General features: G+C 69.1%; 15 protein-coding genes and 1 pseudogene. 7 read left to right on the plus strand and 9 right to left on the minus strand.

All coding sequences use genetic code 11. From position 1 onward, the window contains the following. Positions 1-4: 4 nt before the first annotated feature. From ACFZBT_RS22230 to ACFZBT_RS22245, 4 genes are all read right to left on the minus strand, one after another. Positions 5-760 carry an SDR family oxidoreductase gene (locus ACFZBT_RS22230; protein WP_391106029.1) on the minus strand — a complete coding sequence of 252 codons (756 nt, stop codon included), beginning with the start codon at positions 758-760 and terminating at the stop codon, positions 5-7. A gap of 425 nt (positions 761-1,185) precedes the next feature. Then, on the minus strand, positions 1,186-2,022 hold the full coding sequence (locus tag ACFZBT_RS22235) for an alpha/beta hydrolase fold domain-containing protein (RefSeq protein WP_391106279.1): 837 nt from the start codon (positions 2,020-2,022) through the stop codon (positions 1,186-1,188). Positions 2,023-2,102: 80 nt separating this feature from the next. Beyond that, a complete protein-coding gene (locus ACFZBT_RS22240) occupies positions 2,103-2,474 on the minus strand; it encodes a nitronate monooxygenase (protein WP_391106031.1) in 372 nt (123 codons plus the stop codon). Between the two features lie 144 nt (positions 2,475-2,618). Continuing rightward, positions 2,619-3,446 carry an SDR family oxidoreductase gene (locus ACFZBT_RS22245; protein ID WP_391106033.1) on the minus strand — a complete coding sequence of 276 codons (828 nt, stop codon included), beginning with the start codon at positions 3,444-3,446 and terminating at the stop codon, positions 2,619-2,621. Positions 3,447-3,509: 63 nt separating this feature from the next. Here ACFZBT_RS22245 and ACFZBT_RS22250 point away from each other — a divergent pair, with 63 nt between their 5' ends. Further along, complete coding sequence (locus ACFZBT_RS22250) at positions 3,510-4,736, plus strand: acyl-CoA dehydrogenase family protein (protein WP_391106035.1); 1,227 nt, start codon at positions 3,510-3,512, stop codon at positions 4,734-4,736. A 153-nt stretch (positions 4,737-4,889) separates the two neighbouring features. Further along, positions 4,890-5,384, plus strand: coding sequence for a MarR family transcriptional regulator (locus ACFZBT_RS22255; protein WP_391106037.1), 495 nt, complete (start codon positions 4,890-4,892; stop codon positions 5,382-5,384). A 308-nt stretch (positions 5,385-5,692) separates the two neighbouring features. On the opposite strand, the gene ACFZBT_RS22260 is transcribed toward ACFZBT_RS22255, so the two are convergent. The 3 genes from ACFZBT_RS22260 to ACFZBT_RS22270 form a co-directional block, all read right to left on the minus strand. After that, positions 5,693-6,838, minus strand: a complete 1,146-nt coding sequence (locus ACFZBT_RS22260; protein ID WP_391106039.1) for an LLM class flavin-dependent oxidoreductase — start codon at positions 6,836-6,838, stop codon at positions 5,693-5,695. Next, positions 6,838-7,371, minus strand: a complete 534-nt coding sequence (locus ACFZBT_RS22265) for an SRPBCC family protein (RefSeq protein ID WP_391106041.1) — start codon at positions 7,369-7,371, stop codon at positions 6,838-6,840. The genes ACFZBT_RS22260 and ACFZBT_RS22265 overlap by 1 nt, the downstream gene beginning before the upstream one ends. Positions 7,372-7,482: 111 nt before the next feature. Continuing rightward, positions 7,483-7,980, minus strand: a complete 498-nt coding sequence (locus tag ACFZBT_RS22270; RefSeq protein WP_391106043.1) for a winged helix-turn-helix transcriptional regulator — start codon at positions 7,978-7,980, stop codon at positions 7,483-7,485. A 105-nt stretch (positions 7,981-8,085) separates the two neighbouring features. Here ACFZBT_RS22270 and ACFZBT_RS22275 point away from each other — a divergent pair, with 105 nt between their 5' ends. Continuing rightward, on the plus strand, positions 8,086-8,976 hold the full coding sequence (locus ACFZBT_RS22275; RefSeq protein WP_391106045.1) for a short-chain dehydrogenase/reductase: 891 nt from the start codon (positions 8,086-8,088) through the stop codon (positions 8,974-8,976). A 34-nt stretch (positions 8,977-9,010) separates the two neighbouring features. Here the strand turns inward: ACFZBT_RS22275 and ACFZBT_RS22280 are convergent, their stop codons facing one another. Further along, complete coding sequence (locus ACFZBT_RS22280; RefSeq protein WP_391106047.1) at positions 9,011-9,694, minus strand: WHG domain-containing protein; 684 nt, start codon at positions 9,692-9,694, stop codon at positions 9,011-9,013. Between the two features lie 274 nt (positions 9,695-9,968). Here ACFZBT_RS22280 and ACFZBT_RS22285 point away from each other — a divergent pair, with 274 nt between their 5' ends. From ACFZBT_RS22285 to ACFZBT_RS22300, 4 genes and pseudogenes are all read left to right on the plus strand, one after another. After that, positions 9,969-10,937: an enoyl-CoA hydratase-related protein gene (locus tag ACFZBT_RS22285; protein ID WP_391106049.1), complete on the plus strand. Its 969-nt coding sequence runs from the start codon at positions 9,969-9,971 to the stop codon at positions 10,935-10,937. Positions 10,938-10,944: 7 nt separating this feature from the next. After that, a complete protein-coding gene (locus ACFZBT_RS22290; RefSeq protein WP_391106051.1) occupies positions 10,945-11,868 on the plus strand; it encodes an alpha/beta fold hydrolase in 924 nt (307 codons plus the stop codon). Between the two features lie 37 nt (positions 11,869-11,905). Continuing rightward, positions 11,906-13,378 carry an AMP-binding protein gene (locus ACFZBT_RS22295; protein WP_391106053.1) on the plus strand — a complete coding sequence of 491 codons (1,473 nt, stop codon included), beginning with the start codon at positions 11,906-11,908 and terminating at the stop codon, positions 13,376-13,378. Positions 13,379-13,627: 249 nt separating this feature from the next. Then, positions 13,628-14,051: pseudogene (locus ACFZBT_RS22300) on the plus strand (TetR/AcrR family transcriptional regulator); the annotation flags it as partial. A gap of 200 nt (positions 14,052-14,251) precedes the next feature. Here the strand turns inward: ACFZBT_RS22300 and ACFZBT_RS22305 are convergent. Then, positions 14,252-16,693, minus strand: coding sequence for a Helicase associated domain protein (locus ACFZBT_RS22305; RefSeq protein WP_391106055.1), 2,442 nt, complete (start codon positions 16,691-16,693; stop codon positions 14,252-14,254). Positions 16,694-16,782: the final 89 nt, after the last annotated feature.

Here is a 16,782-nt window from a genome sequence, read left to right on the forward strand (position 1 = left end):
GCTGTCAGAGGACGGTCTGGCCGCCGTCCAGGATAAGGTCCTGGCCGACCGCGAAGGCGGAGGCGTCGGAGGCCAGGTACACGACGGCCTCCGCGACCTCCTCGGGCAGACCCATGCGGCCCAGCGGGATGCCGGCGCTGATCCCCTCCAGCACCGCCGTCTGCTGCGCGGGGTCCTCGATCCCGAGCTTGGAGTAGAGCGGGGTGTCCACCGGGCCGGGGCTGACCGCGTTGAACCGGATGCCGTGCGACCTGAGCAGGTCCGCGTTCCACGACCGCATCAGAGAGCCGACAGCCGCCTTTGTCGCGGCGTAGGCGTTCGAATTCCCGTAGCCGCCGTGCGCGCTGTTGGACGCGTTGAGGATGACCGAGGACGGGTTGGCCAGCACGGGCACCAGGGCCTGGGTGAGAAAGAAGACGCTCTTGACGTTGATGTCGAAGAGCCGGTCGTAACTGTCCTCCGTGTGGTCCTCGAACGGCCGCCAGTCCGAGACACCGGCGTTCAGGAACACCACGTCCAGCTCCCCGAAGTGCTCACGCACCCGCTTGGCCAGGCCGCGCTGCGCATCGAGATCGCGCGCATCGGCCTGCACCACCGGCACCTTGTCCCCGAGGATCTGCCGCGCCCTCTCGATGCTGGCCGGGGTGACGCCTGTGACCAGCACGTCGGCCCCCTCCGCGATAAAACGCTGGGCGGTCTCCAGGCCGATCCCGCTCGTTCCGCCGGTGATGAGGGCGCGCTTGCCCGCAAGACGATTCATGGTGATTGTTCCTTGCCGAGTAGAAAGGTAAGTCGATGGACTCACCATTCGAAGGTAGCTCCCGCCCTTCCCGAAGGCAAGTCGATCCACTTACCATCGGCGGCCGGGGTGGTTCCGCTGTGCCGGGAAGGTGGCGAGCGAGCGGGCCGCTACCGGCGACCGAAGCTCCTGAGATCCACGCCGCGGGACGCCGTTTCAGCGCCCCGCCGGTATGCCCAGCGCCCGATGAGCGCCGCGAGATCTGTGCGGGGCCGCCCGGGTCGGGAAGACCACCATCTCCCGACTCCTCACCGGCGGCCGCGACATGGCATTCGAGTTGCGCACGCCTTGCGCACCGGCGGCACGGATCGTCGCTGCGTGAGCCGACGCACGACAGGTGTCACCGAGGCAGCGTGTTGTCACAAGTGCTCGGCCATTGCCAGCGGTCAGGCGGTGAGTGCCGTGCGCAGGGTGGTGGCCATCAGATCGATGGCTTCCTTCCCGGCCGGTACCGGGCCGGTGTGGGTGAAGTAGTGGTCGACACCCTCGAAGCAACGGTGGGTGACCGGAACGCCGGCGGCCTCCAGAGCCTTGGCGTACGCGTCGCCCTCGTCGCGCAGGCGGTCGTTCTCCGCGGTGATGACCAGGGCGGGCGGCAGTCCGGCGAGGTCGTCGGCCAGTCCGGGTGACACCAGCGGATGGGCGAGGTCTGCGGGGTCAGGGACGTAGGCGGCGGTGAAGACCCGCATGAGCTGAGGAGTGAGCAGGGGCTTGGCGATCGGTGACTGCTTTGTGGCCGGGTCGGTGAGCTGGTCGAGCGGTGCGGAGTCGATGATCTGGAGGCGTGGGGTGAAGGTGCCGCGGTCCCGAGCGGTGCGGCACACCGCGGCCGTCAGGTTGGCCCCGGCGCTGTGCCCGCCCACGGCGAGTCGCGAGCCGTCCCAGTTGTTGGCGGCGCCGTTCTCGGCCACCCAGGCGGTGACGTCGTACGCCTGGGTGACGGGTACGGGGTACGGCTGCCGCGGGGCGACGGCGTAGTCCACGTTGATCACCACGCAGCCGGCCGTGGCGGCTATGTAGCGGCAGATGTGGTCGTCCTGCTGGGGGCGGGCGACCACGAACCCGCCGCCGTGGAAGTTGACGTACACGGGGGCAGGGGCTGCGGCGGCGGCCGACGGGCGGTAGACGGTGCACGTCACCGGCCCGGCACCGGTCTCCACCCGGATGGATTCCGTGCGCCTCGGGATGTCGGTGAAGCGCAGATCCTTGTGCACGCGGCTCATCATTCGGCCGAGCAGCAGCTGAACCCCTCTGGCCTGGATTCTGGGCCTGAATGACATGACTGGCACCCATCACTACAAAGTTAAAGTATCAGGATTCCTGATACTGGACGCTCGCCCCTGATCACGCAAGGGACCACTGCGAGCCGACTGCCGAAGGGGGCTGGACGCTCCAGCCGTAGCGCCCAGCCTGTTCGTCCAGGAAGCAGCCAAAGGCCGCAGCAGCAGCCTGAGCCCCGGTCGGGTCCGCTCTCCTGGGGGCGCAGCAGAACGGTGCCGACCATGGCGGCCACCGCGCCAGCGCGCAGCGCGGCCGTCACGTCGGCGGCGGCGGCGATTCCGCCCGCGGCGATGACGGGCAGGGCGACGGCGTGGCGGACGGCGGCAACCAGGTCGGCAGCTGGACGGACTCTCCATCTTCGGTACTGGCGGCAGAAAGGCTGCCAAATGAGCATCTGCGACAAGCCGAATGCCCGGTTGGCGCCAATGAGGCTGCCTCGCCCCGTCCTGTCGGCCGGCTCATCCGGCCTCACCGGTGACACGTACCGGGCTTCGGCTCGCCGCGCGAGCGGGGCGCCCCGCCTCGAAACCGAGCGGGATCAGGCAGCGTCGACAAATATGTCGAGCGCGAGCTCACCCTCGAATCCGGCAGGGCTGTAGACGGACAGGTCGGTGACGCCTTCGTCGAGCAGGACCTCGTCGTCGATGAACAGGTTGGCGGTGCACGTGCGCGCGTCACGCGTGAGGACGGCGTACGCGGCGTCAGCCATGATCTGCGGACTACGGGCCTGCCCGGCGCCGCCGACCACGTTGCGTACGGCGGCGGTGTCGATCAGGGTGCGCGGCCACAGCGAGTTGGCGGCGATGCCGTCGGCGGCGAGTTCCTCGGCGAGCCCGATGGTGCACAGGCTCATCCCGTACTTCGAGAGCGTGTAACCGAGATGTTTGCCCACCCAGTGCGGCGCGAGGTTCAACGGCGGCGAGAGGGTGAGGATGTGCGGGTTGTCCGCCGCGCGCAGGTGCGGGATCGCGGCCTTGCTCAGCAGGAACGTGCCGCGCGTGTTGATGTCCTGCATCAGGTCGTACCGCTTCATCTCCAGCTGCTCCGTCGACGACAGGTCGATCGCGCTGGCGTTGTTCACCACGATGTCGATGCCGCCGAAGGCAGCGGCCGCGGCGTTGACGGCGGTGCGTACGTCGCCCTCGTTGCGGACGTCGCCGACGACGGCCAGCCCCTTGCCGCCCGCGCGCTCGATTTCCTCGACGGCGGTGTGGACCGTGCCGTCGAGCTTCGGGTGCGGTACGGCGGTTTTGGCGAGCATCACCACGTTCGCGCCGTCGCAGGCCGCGCGCAGGGCGATGGCGAGTCCGATGCCGCGGCTGCCTCCCGACATCAGGACGGTCTTGCCGGCCAGCGTCCGTGTCATGGTCGAACCTCCACAATCGATTGGTGAACTAATCATATGTGATGCGAATGATATCGTCCGCGTATGGCTTCCACTCCCGCACGCCAGAGCGACCGGCTCTACCACGAGCTCCTGGCCCCCGAAGAGACCCAGTCCGTCCGCGCCGCCGTGCGCCGGATCGCGGAGCAAGAAGTGGCTCCGCACGCTGCGGCGATCGCGAACGGCGACGAGCGCACGGACGGCTTCCCCCGAAAGGTGTTCGACGCGCTCGCATCGGCGGGGGTCTTCCGGATTCCCTTCCCCGGCGAGGTCGGCGGCGACGGCCTGACCCACCCGGCGACCGCCACCGCCGCAGCGATCGAGGAACTCGCCTACTACTCCAGCAGCGTCGCGGCCGTCTTCGACGTGCACTGCATCCTGGCGGGCAACGCCCTGCGGCAGGGCACCGAGGAGCAGCAGCAGTGCTGGCTGCCCAAGGTCACGGAGGGCTCGGTGGTCGGCGCGTTCGCCACCACCGAGCCGGACGCTTCCAGCGACCTGTCTCCGCAGGCCGTCCGGACCGAGGCCGTACGCACCGAGACCGGCTGGGTGCTCAACGGCCACAAGCGGTGGATCTCCAACTCGCCCGTGGCCGCGTTCGTGGTGGTTCTCGCCCGCACCGGCGAGCGGCTGAGCATGTTCATCGTCGACACAGCACTTCCGGGCGTTCAAGTGGGCCTTGCCGACCGCAAGATGGGCAACCGCGGCCAGCTCACCGCGGACATCCGCTTCACGGACGTACACCTGTCCGACGACGACCTCCTCGGCGGCGCCGAGGGACAGGGACTGCGCCACGCACTGTCGACACTGACCTACGGCCGGATCGGCATTGCGGCCGCCGGGGTCGGCATGGCACAGGCCGCCTTCGACCACACCGTGGCCCACCTGTCGACTCGACACGCCTTCGGCAAGCCGGTGGCCGCCAACCAGCACTGGCAGTTCCTGCTCGCCGAGCGGGCCACCGAGATCGACAACGCCCGCACCCTCGTCACCAAGGCCGCCCTGCGCCTGGACGCCGGCAACCCGTCCCCGGAACCCGAGGCCGCGATGGCGAAGTACTACGCCACCAAGCTGTCGGTGGACATGGCGCGCGACGCCGTCCAGGCTTTCGGAGGCCTCGGCTTCGCCCGCGAACTGGGCGCCGGCGGAAGCCCTGGCCCCGTCGAGGCGATCTACCGGGACAGCAAGATCGGCGAGATCTACGAGGGCACCAACGAGATCCAGAAGTGGGTCATAGCCCGGCAGATCTTCGGCCGGACCATCGCCGGCTGACGGCCCCGCGCATTCCTGCCCTCGAGCCCCGATTCAGCGCACCGAGATCGCATCGCTGCCCCGGTCCGGTCACCTCATGGGTCCGGCCATCTCAGGCCTTCTCGTACGATGGACCCAGACGATACGCAGGGCTAACCATAGGCGGGATAAACGATGTCCGAGGCTCCGCTGGTACCGGGGACGGTGGCCGAACACACCATCTGCTTGCTGGTCAAACTCGGGCAGGTGGCCTTCAGGATCGCCGAGGACGGCATCAGCGGTACCGGCCTGCGAGTGCGCCACTACAGCGTGCTGCAGGCCCTGGCCGACAATGGAGCCATGCCGCAACTGGCGCTCGGCTCGTTCCTGCGCATCGACCCGGCGACGATGGTGACGAGTCTTGACGACCTGGAGCGGGCCGGATACGCCGAGCGGACACGCGATCCGCAGGACCGACGCCGGTACGCCGTCGACATCACCGACGACGGGCGCAAGGTCCTGGCCGACCTCAACCGCACACTCGTCGGTCTCGACAGCGACATCCTCGCCGACCTGGGCACCACTGAACGGCACTCGCTTCACGCTCTGTTGAGCAGCCTCGCCGAGAGTCCCGCTCTCACCTCCATGTTCGACGCTCTCAGAGAGCAGAGCGGCGCGAAAAGGGCTTAACAGCAGGAGGAAATCAGGTTCCGGGGACGCTGCGCCTGCTGCGCCGACCGGGCCACATGAGTAGTCCACCACCCTCGTCCGCCGATTCGAGATCGTTCGCCTTCGGGCCCGGTGAGGGCCGTCGCGGCCAGGAGCCGGCCGTGACTGTCACGGGCGACGGCGAGCACCAGTGAACAGCCGTCCAGGTCCGACCCGCGCTGCGATCCGGGGAGCCGCTTGGACCACCGCGCCGCGCGGTCCCCACCTTCGCGGAGTGCAGCAAGGGTGCCTGGGATCACCCTGCTGGTCGGGCCTGGCGGCCGAGGGCTTCAGGGCCCGCGCTTGACCCGAACGGGGGCCTGGGCGGACGGCATCGGCACAGGGCGACCCACCTCGGCACCCATGGCCTGTCGTTGCTGTGCCGCCTCGTCCTCGATGTCGCGGACCAGGTCGATGGCCCGGCCCAAGGTGGCGAGCCGGGCGTCGAGGCTCTCACCGGCGGGATAGAAACGGACGGTGTCGACACCGGCGTCGCGCCAGACGCGCAGCCGCTCGCGCACCATGTCCTCGGTTCCGATCAGCGTGGTCGCCAGCACCATGTCGTCGGTGACCAGGCCGGCCGCGCCGTCCCGGTCCCCGGCCTGCCAGCGAGTTCGGACCTCGGCCGCGACCTCGGCCCAACCCTGGCGGCTGTAGGCGTTGTTGTAGAAGTTCGTGGTCGCCGATCCCATGCCGCCGAGACTGAAGGCCAGCTCCTTCTTGCGTCCGGCCACCATCGCGCGCAGCGCGTCCTCGTCGTCCGCGAAGGCGACCTCGGCGCCCTGGCAGATGTCGAGGTCGGCGCGCGTACGGCCGGCGCCCGCCAGGCCGCGGTCCAGGTGGTCGAAGTACGCCTCCTTGGCGCCTTCGGGTACGAAACTGGTGCCCAGCCAGCCGTCGGCGATCTCACCGGTCAGGTGCAGCATCTTCGGCGAGAGGGTGGCCAGGTAGACGGGGATGTCGTGCTCGGCACGCATGGACAGGCGCATGGGCTTGCCCTCCCCGCCCGGCAGCGGGATCTGGAATTCACGCCCGGAGTGGGAGACTTTCTCCCCCGAGGCGGCCTGTCGCACGATCTCGACGGTCTCGCACATCCGGGACAACGGCCGGTCGAAAGGCACACCGTGCAGCCCTTCGATCACCTGCGGTCCGGAAGGGCCCAGCCCGAGGAGGAAGCGCCCCTCGGAGATCTGCGCCAGCGTGATCGCGGCGCGGGCGATGGCCATCGGCGTGCGGGTGCCGAGCTGGATGATCCCCGATCCGAGAAGCATGCGCTCCGTCTTCGCGGCGAGATACCCCAACGGCGAGGGCGCCTCGGAGCCCCACGCCTCCGCCACCCAGCAGATGTCCAGACCGAGTCGCTCCGCCTCGGTGACGTAGTCGACGATCTCCCGCCAGTCGCCACCGGACGCTTCGATCGTGGTGGAGGTACGCATCAGGCATCCGCCTCGTCCGCGGCCTGGGGGCTCTCGGCCAGCTTCTTGATTTCTTCGAGGGTGAAGGCCATGTTGGCCTCGAACTCCCGCATGCGCACGAAGACGATCTTCTGCTCCTTGTCCGGCATACGATCGATGGCGAACGACAGGCCGGAGCGGGCGGGTCCCATCTGCATCCATTCCCGCAGCAGAGTGCCGCCGTTGTGCGACTCCAGGGTGAACCGCCACAGAGCGGTGGGGTGCTGCGGATCCTCGACCGCCCAGGCGAGCCTCCTCGGCGGCTCGTACTCGACGATGTGGGACGTGGTGGCCCACTCCCCCAACGCGTCATGCTTGCTCCGGCCGACGAACCGGGCTCCCAGAGCAGGGCCGCTCCCGCCGTCCAGCCATTGCACCGACTGAAGCTCGGAACTGATACGCGGCATCAGCTCGATGTCGGAGACCAGCGTCCACACCTGCGTCGGAGCGGCGGCGATCCACGTGGTGACCTCGACCGTCGGCTTGTCCGCGTAGAACGCGCCCGTCCACTCCATGATCCGCAGCCTCCCTGCCCGCCAGGAACACCCACTTGAGCTCCTGGCCAGTAAAGTTGCGTAGATAGACCCACCTGTCAAGGGTGACGTGGCCACCACGGCACTGCCGAGTCAGCCCGCGAACCGCTCCCGCACATCCGGACGTTCGGCCAGATGTGGTGGGTAGCCGGGGCCCATCCGGGGGCGGGTGTTGTCCGCGGTCATGGGCTCGCCGCAGGCGGCGCAGACCACCTCGGCATGCGTCTCCTGCCCGCACGCCTCGTGGCTCATCGTCACCGGCGGGCCCGCCTCACCGGACAGCCAGCGGTCCCCCCACCGGTTCATCGCGAGCAGCACACCGTAGAAGTCACGTCCCTTCTCGGTGAGCACATAGTCATGGCGAACCGGCTCCGTCTGGTACGGCCGCTTCTCCAGCAGCCCCTCGTCCACCAGCCGGCGCAGCCGGTCCGTCAGCGTGTTGCGGGCGATCCCGAGCGACTCCTGGAACGCGTCGAACCGCCGGATCCCGTAGAACGCCTCTCGCAGCACCAACGGTGTCCACCAGTCCCCGAGCAGATCCATGGTCCGCGCGATCGAGCAGGGCCACTGCGCAAAGGATGTCCGCCTCATGAGGGCCAGCATAGGTTCGTCCAGTCTTGAGACCCAGCAGATGGGGCGAGCGCGAGCGGTGCGCGGACCCTTGTGCTCCTTCAATAACGAAGTTATGTTGCCGCCATGAAACGTGACTTGCTGGGCAAGAAGCTGGTTGTCACCGGAGCGGCACGCGGCATCGGCGAGAAGGTGGCCCGCCTCGCCGCCGCCCGAGGGGCCCGGGTGACCGTGATCGGCCTCGAAGCCGATCGGTTGCGCGCTCTCGCCGACGGGCTGGGTCCCGCCGCCTGGCGTGAGGCCGATGTGCGCGACGGAGCCGCCCTGCGGTCGGCGATCGACGAGGCCGCTGACGTCATGGGCGGCATCGACCTCGTCATCGCCAACGCCGGCGTCGTGGCGTACGGGACGGTGCGGCAGACGGACGAGGCGTCGTTCGAGCGGGTCCTGGACATCAACCTGAACGGCGTGTTCCGCACCCTCAAGTACGCGACGCCCCATCTGGAGCGCAGCCGGGGCCACGTGCTGGTCGTGGCGTCAGCGCTGTCGTTCATGCCGCTGGCCGCGATGGCCTCCTACGGCGCGAGCAAGGCGGGGGCCGAACTGCTGGCCCTGACCTACCGCCAGGAGGTGGCACACCTCGGGATCACGGCTGGTGTGGTGCACCCCTCCTGGATCGACACGGACCTCGTCCGGGGCGCCGAGGCGGACCTCCCCTCGTTCCAGGGCCTGCGCGCGCGACTGCCCTATCCGGGCAACGTCACCACCAGCGCCGACCGGGCGGCCGCCGCGATCGTCGACGGGCTCGCGCGCCGACGCAGCCGGGTGTACGTCCCACGCGCGGTCGTCGTGGCCAACTGGGCCAAGGCGGCGCTGAATTCACCGCTGGCCTGGCCCTGGGCAAGGCGCTTCGCCGCCCGGGCGGTTCCCTCGCTCGAACGCGAGGTCGCAGCGCTGGGCAGGCACGACCAGCTCACCCCAGCCGATACCCCTGCCGCCGAGACCAGGTCGTCCTAGTCACGCCCGGGACAGCACCCGACCGCCCGACTTCTCAGCGGCCTTGGACGATCGAGTCGTACAAGCGCAGGCCGGCCTCGTGGGAGGCCTCGGCACGTTCCCGCTTGTCACCCAGCCCGACACAGAAGTTCACGCCCATAGGCAGGAGCACCTGCACCACGGCGTCGTCGAACTCGGCGAAGTGCTCGGCCAGTTCGAGGGTGATGTAACCGTGCACGAAACTCCACAGCTGGGCGGCGATGACCTCGGGTTCCTGACGCTCGACCCGGCCGGATTCCACGAGCCGTTCGCATGCCGCGGTGACATGAGCGTGGGCCTCACGAAAGGCCGGGGAATGCCCGCTCAGGCGAAGGTCCGCCTCCGGCAGAGGCCGGTATGTCGCCCGGGTGGACAGCCCGAACATCAGGTCGTAGAGGTGAGGGTTCTCGCGGGCCAGCCGACGGCAGCTCAAGTTCATGGCCAGGAGTTCGGCGATCGGGTCCTTTGTCACCGGAACCTGGGCGAACGCTCTGCCGAGTTCCTTGAACCCGTGGTCGGCGACGGCACTCATCAGTTCGGGGATCCCGCCGAAGTGGCTGTAGACCACCATCGTCGACAGTCCGCTCGCGGACGCCACCGCGCGCACCTTCAGAGCCGACGGACCCTGTTCGGCCAGCAGACCGATGGCCGCCCGCACAAGCCGTTCCGGTGCGTCGTCGACTCTCGCCCGCCCTGCCATGTTCCGCACGCCTCCACCGTTGACACACCCGAAATAACTTGGTTATGTAATTCTTCGCGGCAATAGTACACATCGCATGTGACGTGCCGATCTGGATACGGCGTTCGTCCTGGGACACGTCAGCGCTGGTCCAGTCTCCCGCCACCTTGTACGGGCACAGCGTGTTCGGGGCGGACTCGACCTCATCGCCGCGGCACGCATCCATGGCTGTCCCCAGGGGCCTTCCACCCCCATGCGCCTTCCACCCCATGAACTCAGCACAGGAGCAGAACTCATGGCATACAAAGACAAGGGCCATCTGGCGATCGAGGACCGCGGGTCCGTCCTGGTCGTCCGGGTCGACGGCGGCCCGCACCAGGAGTTCGGCCTGGACATCGCCCAGCAGCTGGAAAAGCTCGTGACCCGAGCCGACCGTGATGCGAACGTCCGTGCCGTCGTCTTCACCGGAGCACATCCCGAGCGATTCGTCAGCCATGCCGCGGTCCGGTGGCTGCAGGAAGGGGGCGCCAGCAGCCCCACGGTCGGCCGGCGCGGTGCCGCCGCAGTCGTACGCATGGCGAAGCACGTGGACCGGTCCCGTCTTCTCACAGCCGTGCTGCGCAGGACCCCGATGCGGGGGGCCCTCCAGCTGGAGCGTCTGCACTCGACCTTCCTCCGGATGAACCGCAGTGGCGTCCTCTTCGTGGCCGCCCTCAACGGTTCGGCTCTGGGGCTCGGCGCGGAGTTCGCCTGGGCGTGCGATCTGCGGGTCATGGCGGACGGGGACTTCTTCATCGGCCAGCCGGAGATTCTCCTCGGCATCATCCCGGGGGGAGGCGGCACCCAGCGGCTGACCCGTCTGATCGGCACCCACCGGTCCCTGGCCGCGATTCTCGAAGGCAAGCCGTTCACGCCCGCGGAGGCCCTCGCCAACGGGGCGGTGGACACGGTCGTTTCGCAGGACAAGGTGGTCGCGCAGGCGGTCGAACTCGCCGAGCACTTCGGAAAGCGGTCGAAGGGCACGGTCGAGGCCGCCAAGAGGGCGGTGTACTTCGGCGGCTCCCTGTCGCTGGAGGAGGGCCTGCATGTCGAACGCGCCGAGTTCTTCGCCAGGGTCATGTCGAAGGAAAGTCAGGAACTCATGCAGGACTACATGGAGACGACGGACGCCACCGGCGAACTCCCGCTCTACACACCCGGCACCTACGCGCGGTCCCTCGCGTCGGGCAGCGCGCCGATCCGTCGCCCGACGCACGGGCGGTGAGCCGACGATGACCACCGCGCAGTCCTTCACCCGTCACGACATCACGTTCCCTTCCGGCGACAGCACCTGTTCCGGCTGGCTCTACCTCCCCACGGGCGTCACCTCCCCGCCCGTCGTCATCCTCGGACACGGCCTCGGCGCCGTCCGCGAGATGCGCCTGGACGCCTTCGCCGAGCGCTTCGCACAGGCCGGAATCGCCGCGGTGGCCTTCACCTACCGGCACTTCGGCGACAGCGGAGGCCACCCCCGCCAGCTCCTGTCGATCAAGCGCCAGCTCACCGACTGGGACGCCGCCCTCGCCTACGTCAAAGCCCGCACGGACGTCGACCGGACCCGCATCGCCGTATGGGGCAGCTCGTTCGGCGGCGGCCACGCCATCACCGTCGCCTCCCGCCACCCCGAACTGCGCGCGGCCGTAGCGCAATGCCCGTTCACCGACGGTCTCGCCTCGGCGCTCGCGCTCGGCCCTGCCGCCTCGCTCAAAGTCCTCCCCGTGGTAGCCCGCGACCTGGCAGCCAGAGGCCGCGGAAAGCCGCCCGTGATGGTTCCCATCGCCGCCGCCCCCGGCGCGTCGGCCCTCATGAACGCCCCGGACGCCCTGCCCGGATACCAGGCGCTCCAGCCCCCCGGAACAACATTCCGCAACGAGGTGGCGGCGAGAGTCATCCCGACCATCCTCACCTACCGGCCCGGACGCGCTGCCAAGAAGATCGCCATGCCGATCCTCTTCTGCGTCAGCGACACCGACTCCGTCACGCCTCCCGCCCAGACCCTCCGCTACGCGCACACCGCGCCCAAGGGAGAGATCAAGAGGTACGACGCCGGCCACTTCGACTTCTACACCGGCGCCACCTTCGAAGTCCTGGTGCGCGACCAGATCGAGTTCCTCACCCGCCAGCTGAGCCCGGCAGCCGCCGCGTCTGCTCCGTGACCGGATCGCATCACACCGAGACAGGTACGCCCTCGCCATGAATTTCGCATCTCTGCCCGACCGCCGCGCGGCCCTCGACCCCGACGGGGCCGCGGTCTCGGACGGCCGCCAGGCCCTCACCAACGTCCAACTGCTGCGTCGCGTCCAGGCGGCAGCACGACACCTGAAGGACCTCGGGATCGGCCCCGGCGACGTCGTGGCCCTCAAGCTGACCAACCGCGTCGAGTTCGTGCTCCTGCTGTTCGCCGCCTGGCGGCTCGGCGCCACCATCACACCGGTCAACCCGGGCATGACCGACGTCGAAGTGGCCCGACAGCTCACGGACTCCGGTACACGCCTGCTGGTGGTCGACGACGGTGCGGCCGTCGTGCCGGGCGGTCTTTCTGTGCTCGCCGTCGGCGACCTGCACGAAGACGCGGTGGGATCGGCTCAGGCACCGTATGCGGACTCCTCCGCGCTGGCCCTCCTCATCTACACGAGCGGTACCACCGGGGTGCCGAAGGGCGTGATGCTCGACCACGCCAATATCGACGCCATGGCGGACATGGGGCGTCGGGCGCTGGAGGTCGGGCCGGACGACCGGTGCCTGCTGATCCTGCCGCTCTTCCACGTCAACGGCATCGTGGTCAGCACCCTCATACCGTTGCTGGCGGGCGCGAGCGTCGTCATCGCCGACCGGTTCCGTCCCGAGACCTTCTTCGACGTCGTCGCGCGCGAGCGCCCCACCTTCTTCAGCGCCGTGCCGACGATCTACAGCATGCTCGCGGCGCTTCCGGACCAGGTCCGCCCGGACACCTCGTCCCTGCGCTTCGGAGTCTGCGGCGCGGCACCCGCCTCCGCCGAGCTGCTGACCCGGTTCGAGGCCCGTTACGGGTTCCCGCTCGTCGAGGGATACGGCCTGTCCGAAGGAACCTGCGCCTCCACCATCAACCCCGTCGCCGGCCCCCGACGCGCCGGAACCGTGGGAGTGCCCTTCCCCGGCCAGGAGATCCGCATCGTCGACGCCGAAGGCAGCGAGGTGCCGCCGGGCGTGGAGGGAGAGGTCGTCGTGCGGGGACCCAACGTCATGCGGGGCTACCTCGGCCGCCCGGAAGAAACAGCGAAAGTCCTCGTCGACGGCTGGCTGCACACCGGCGACGTCGGCCGGCTCGATGCTGACGGATACCTGACCCTGGTCGGACGTTCGAAAGACATGATCATCCGCGGTGGGGAGAACATCTACCCGAAGGAGATCGAGGACGTCCTCGTCGGTGACCCGTCGGTGCTTGAGGCAGCCGTGATCGGCGTCCCCGACGAGAAATGGGGCGAAGTCGTCGTCGCCTACGTCCAGCCCCGACCGGGTTCGACCGTCGATCCCTCGGCACTGCAGTCCCTCTGCGCACGCAGCCTCACCGGCTTCAAGCGCCCGACCGCGTTCTACGTCGTGGAAGCCATCGCGAAGAACGCGGTCGGCAAAATCGACAAGGTCTCACTGCGCGCTGCCCACACTGAGGGCTCTGTGCGGTCCTGAAGTCCAGGGATGGCGCTGCGGGTTGTCTGCGGCGGCAGCCCTCAGCTCCGTGCCAGGGGCCGAGTGGCAGTTCCGGGGCTCCCCGGGACTGCGCGAGCTTCGCCGCGCGCACGGCCTGCCGGGGACATCCGCGGAGTCGCTCGCAAGGGTGGCTCAGGCCCTTGGCGGTTGGGCGGCGGCGGTGAGGGCCGTCGCCGCCCAGCGTGAGCGGTGCGCTCGCTCACAGGCCGCAGACCGTGAGGAACCTCAGCGACGATGCGGTTCAAGCAGGACGGCACAGACGGCTCGGGCACTTCCACGCTGATGTCGGACGCCGGGCTCACCAACTCAGACTTCTACGCGGACTTCGCCTCCACGGACGACCTCATCGCCCACGTCATGGCCGACCAAGTGCGCACGCAGGTCGCGAGCTACGGCACGCTGCGCACTGTTCGACGAGATCGACCGCTGCGCGGGCCAGACCAAGCAGGCCTACACCGGCGCGCGGGACATTTTGGACGAGATCGCCGCCCGCCCGTCACCTGAGGACTCCCAGTCCGCTCATGGGAAGGCCACCGGGCTCTCCACCATTTTGGTGGAGACGTTGCAGCTGTCCCGCGCCCTCTCCGGCCGGAAGTTCGCAGACGAGGTCCTCGAAGAGGGCATTGAGAACACCCTCACCTTCATGCGCTGAGGTGTACCGAGGAGGATGGCTCACGGCCCTCGCACAGTCGCCGGGGGCTTCGCCAGCCGGAAAACACACATCGCGTATGGCAGCCCCGGATACCGGCCTGGCCATCGCCCAACTTTCAGGAAGCAAGCGGGACGGCAAACCCCGACCGGGCCGCCCTAGCCGCTTTCCCCGACGCCGGGACAGTGACCCAAAAGAGATTTCTACCCGGATTCGCAGGCAGCCCAGTCCGCTTTGAGAATCTCTGCCATCAACTCATCTTGTTCCGAGGTGAGTTGACCGGCGTTCCTTTTGGAACGGGTCTTGCAGAGCCAGGGTCCGATCATGACGCGTTCTCCGTCGACCTCAACCCATTCCCGGGCACCGGGCGGGCGGTTCCAGTGCTCGACGAAGAGCCGGAGGATCTGCGCGGTCTGCTCGAAGGAACGGCGGGGCCGCTTCGCCGCGGGGGGGCTCATCCGCCTCGCAGGGGGCAGGGCGGTGGCGTTCGGGGTCAGCCGCAGGCGGGCCAGGAGGTCGCGTTGCCCGGGGGCGAGCTGGTTCCAGGTGGAGAACTGGCGGTGCAGCCAGCTTCCCACCTTCACCTCGTCGATCACCGTGTCGCGCCGCAGCGTGGTGGGGCTGTGGCCGGCTTCGATGTGGCGTCGCAGGAGGTGGTATTTGCGGTGCCAGTCGGGGCCGTGCGGGAGGGTCCAGTGGGGATCCAGGGCGGCGAGCTGGGCCTGGCGGTCGGGGTGGAGGCGGTGGTTGCGGGCGAGGGCTCGCTGGCTGACAAGAAACTGGCCGCCGGGCTCGTGGAGAGGGATGGCGAGATGGCCGTGCTCGGTGTGGAAGGCGGTGACGGTGGTGAGGTGGCCCTGCCAGGCGGCTTCGTGGTCGTCCCAGATCATGCCGAACGCGTCGAGTTCGGCGATCCAGTCCTCAGTGAGGAGGCATTGTCTGCGGGCGGTGCGCTGGCCGGCGATGAAGCTGCCGAGCCGGTAGCCGTAGGCGTCTTCGTAGTCGGTGGGGACGCGCAGGTGGTGGTGTTCGGCGTGGAAGCGGGTCGCAGCCGCCAGGCCTGCCCGACGCGGGGCGGAGAGGGCTGCGTCGTCGGCGGGCCAGGCGATCAGGTCCATGGCCTGGGCGATGGCGTCGGGGTCGAGGGTGAAGTCGAAGCGGTAGCGGCGGGCGAGGAGCGTGCGGGTGCCTTGTTCGAGGCGGTGTTTGGCGGTGGTGCGGGGGGCGCGGGCGGCGATGGTCTGGTCATGGTGACGCAGGGCCGCTGTGACGAGCCAGAGGGCTTCGTAGGGGGTGCCGAGGAGGTCGGTGGGATCGGCGCCATGGGGAATGTAGGCGGGGATGACGAGGCTGGCGGTCTTGGTGGTCTGGGTGGGGGGTTTGCGCAGGGCGCGGCCGAGGGCTTGGACGATGCGGCGGACGCTGGCGGTGCGGTCGGCGAAGACGACGGCGTCGACGGTCGGCAGGTCGACGCCCTCCCCCAGCACCTGGGCATTGGTCAGTACGGCGCGGTCGGCGGCGGCGAAGTCGGTCAGGATGTCGTGGCGCTGGCCGGGGTTGTGGGTGCCGTTGATCGACTGGACGACCAGGTCGCCGGCCCAGGCGGGACGCTGGGCTTCGGTGAGGGTGCGCAGGGTGTGGGGGAACTGGCGGGCGAAGTCGGTGGCGTCGGCGACCTGCTGGAAGTACACGATCACGTGGTGGAGGTCGTGTTCGGTCATCGCTTTGAGGATCGCCAGGTGCAGGGCGGTGGTGCGGCGTGCGGTCGGGCCGAAGCCGGAGTAGGTGCCGGGGGTGGTGAGGACGGTGCGCAGGTGGGTGTCGGTGATCGTGGGAACGACCAGTTGGTAGTCGGCGAGGACTCCGTCTTCGATGGCGTCGGCGTGGCTGTAGGTGTGCAGGCGGGGGCCGAAGGTTTTGATGTCCGCCATGGAGGCGACGAGGGCGGGGGTGTCCCAGGCGGGGGCGGTGGCTGCGGTGCGCTTGGGCTGGGGGCGGGTGGTGGGTGCTTCGGTCAGGCGTGGTGGATCCCATTCGTAGGGGGTGGCGGTCAGGTAGAGCCGGCGGTCGGCTCGGATGCGGGTGTGGTCGTGCAGGACGGTCCAGTCCTTGTCCCAGCTCCCTGCGGTGCGGTGTGCCTCATCGACGATCAGGAGGTCGAAGGTGGGTGCGGGAGCGCCAGTGTGCTGGGTCTGTTCGATCCTCGGGAGGGAGTCGAGGGTGACGAAGACGGTGGCGTGCTCGTGCCGGGCCAGCCAGGTCGCCAGGAACTCCGGGTTGTTGGTGCTGTGGACGCCTGCTCCGGCCAGGACCGGGTGCTTGGCCGCGGCCAGGGACGAGACGGCCATCATCGGCTCTGGGCGTCCGTCGTTGCGGGCTGTGCGGGCCCACTGCGAGATGAGGTCCAGGCTCGGCACGGCGATGAGCAGGTGCCGGGTGTCGAGGGCTTCGGCGGTCCGCAGCGCGGTGAGCGTTTTTCCCGTGCCGCAGGCCGACACCATGTGCCCGCGGCTGTGTGCGCGCGCGAGGTGACGTGCCGCGCTGTCGACGGCCCGCTGCTGGTCCGGGCGTAGGGGGAGCCGGGCGGGGCGGGCGCGGGAGGCGGTTACGGCGGAGATCTCGGCGATGGGCTCATCGGAGGGCATGAAACACGATCCTCAGTGCGCGATGGATCGGTGGCCGGCGAGATCCATCGTGTCGGGTGTCCTTCGCTGAGTGGTGTTGTGGGAGGAGT

The sequence above is a fragment of the Streptomyces sp. NPDC008137 genome (assembly GCF_042957035.1).
GTDB lineage: Bacteria > Actinomycetota > Actinomycetes > Streptomycetales > Streptomycetaceae > Streptomyces.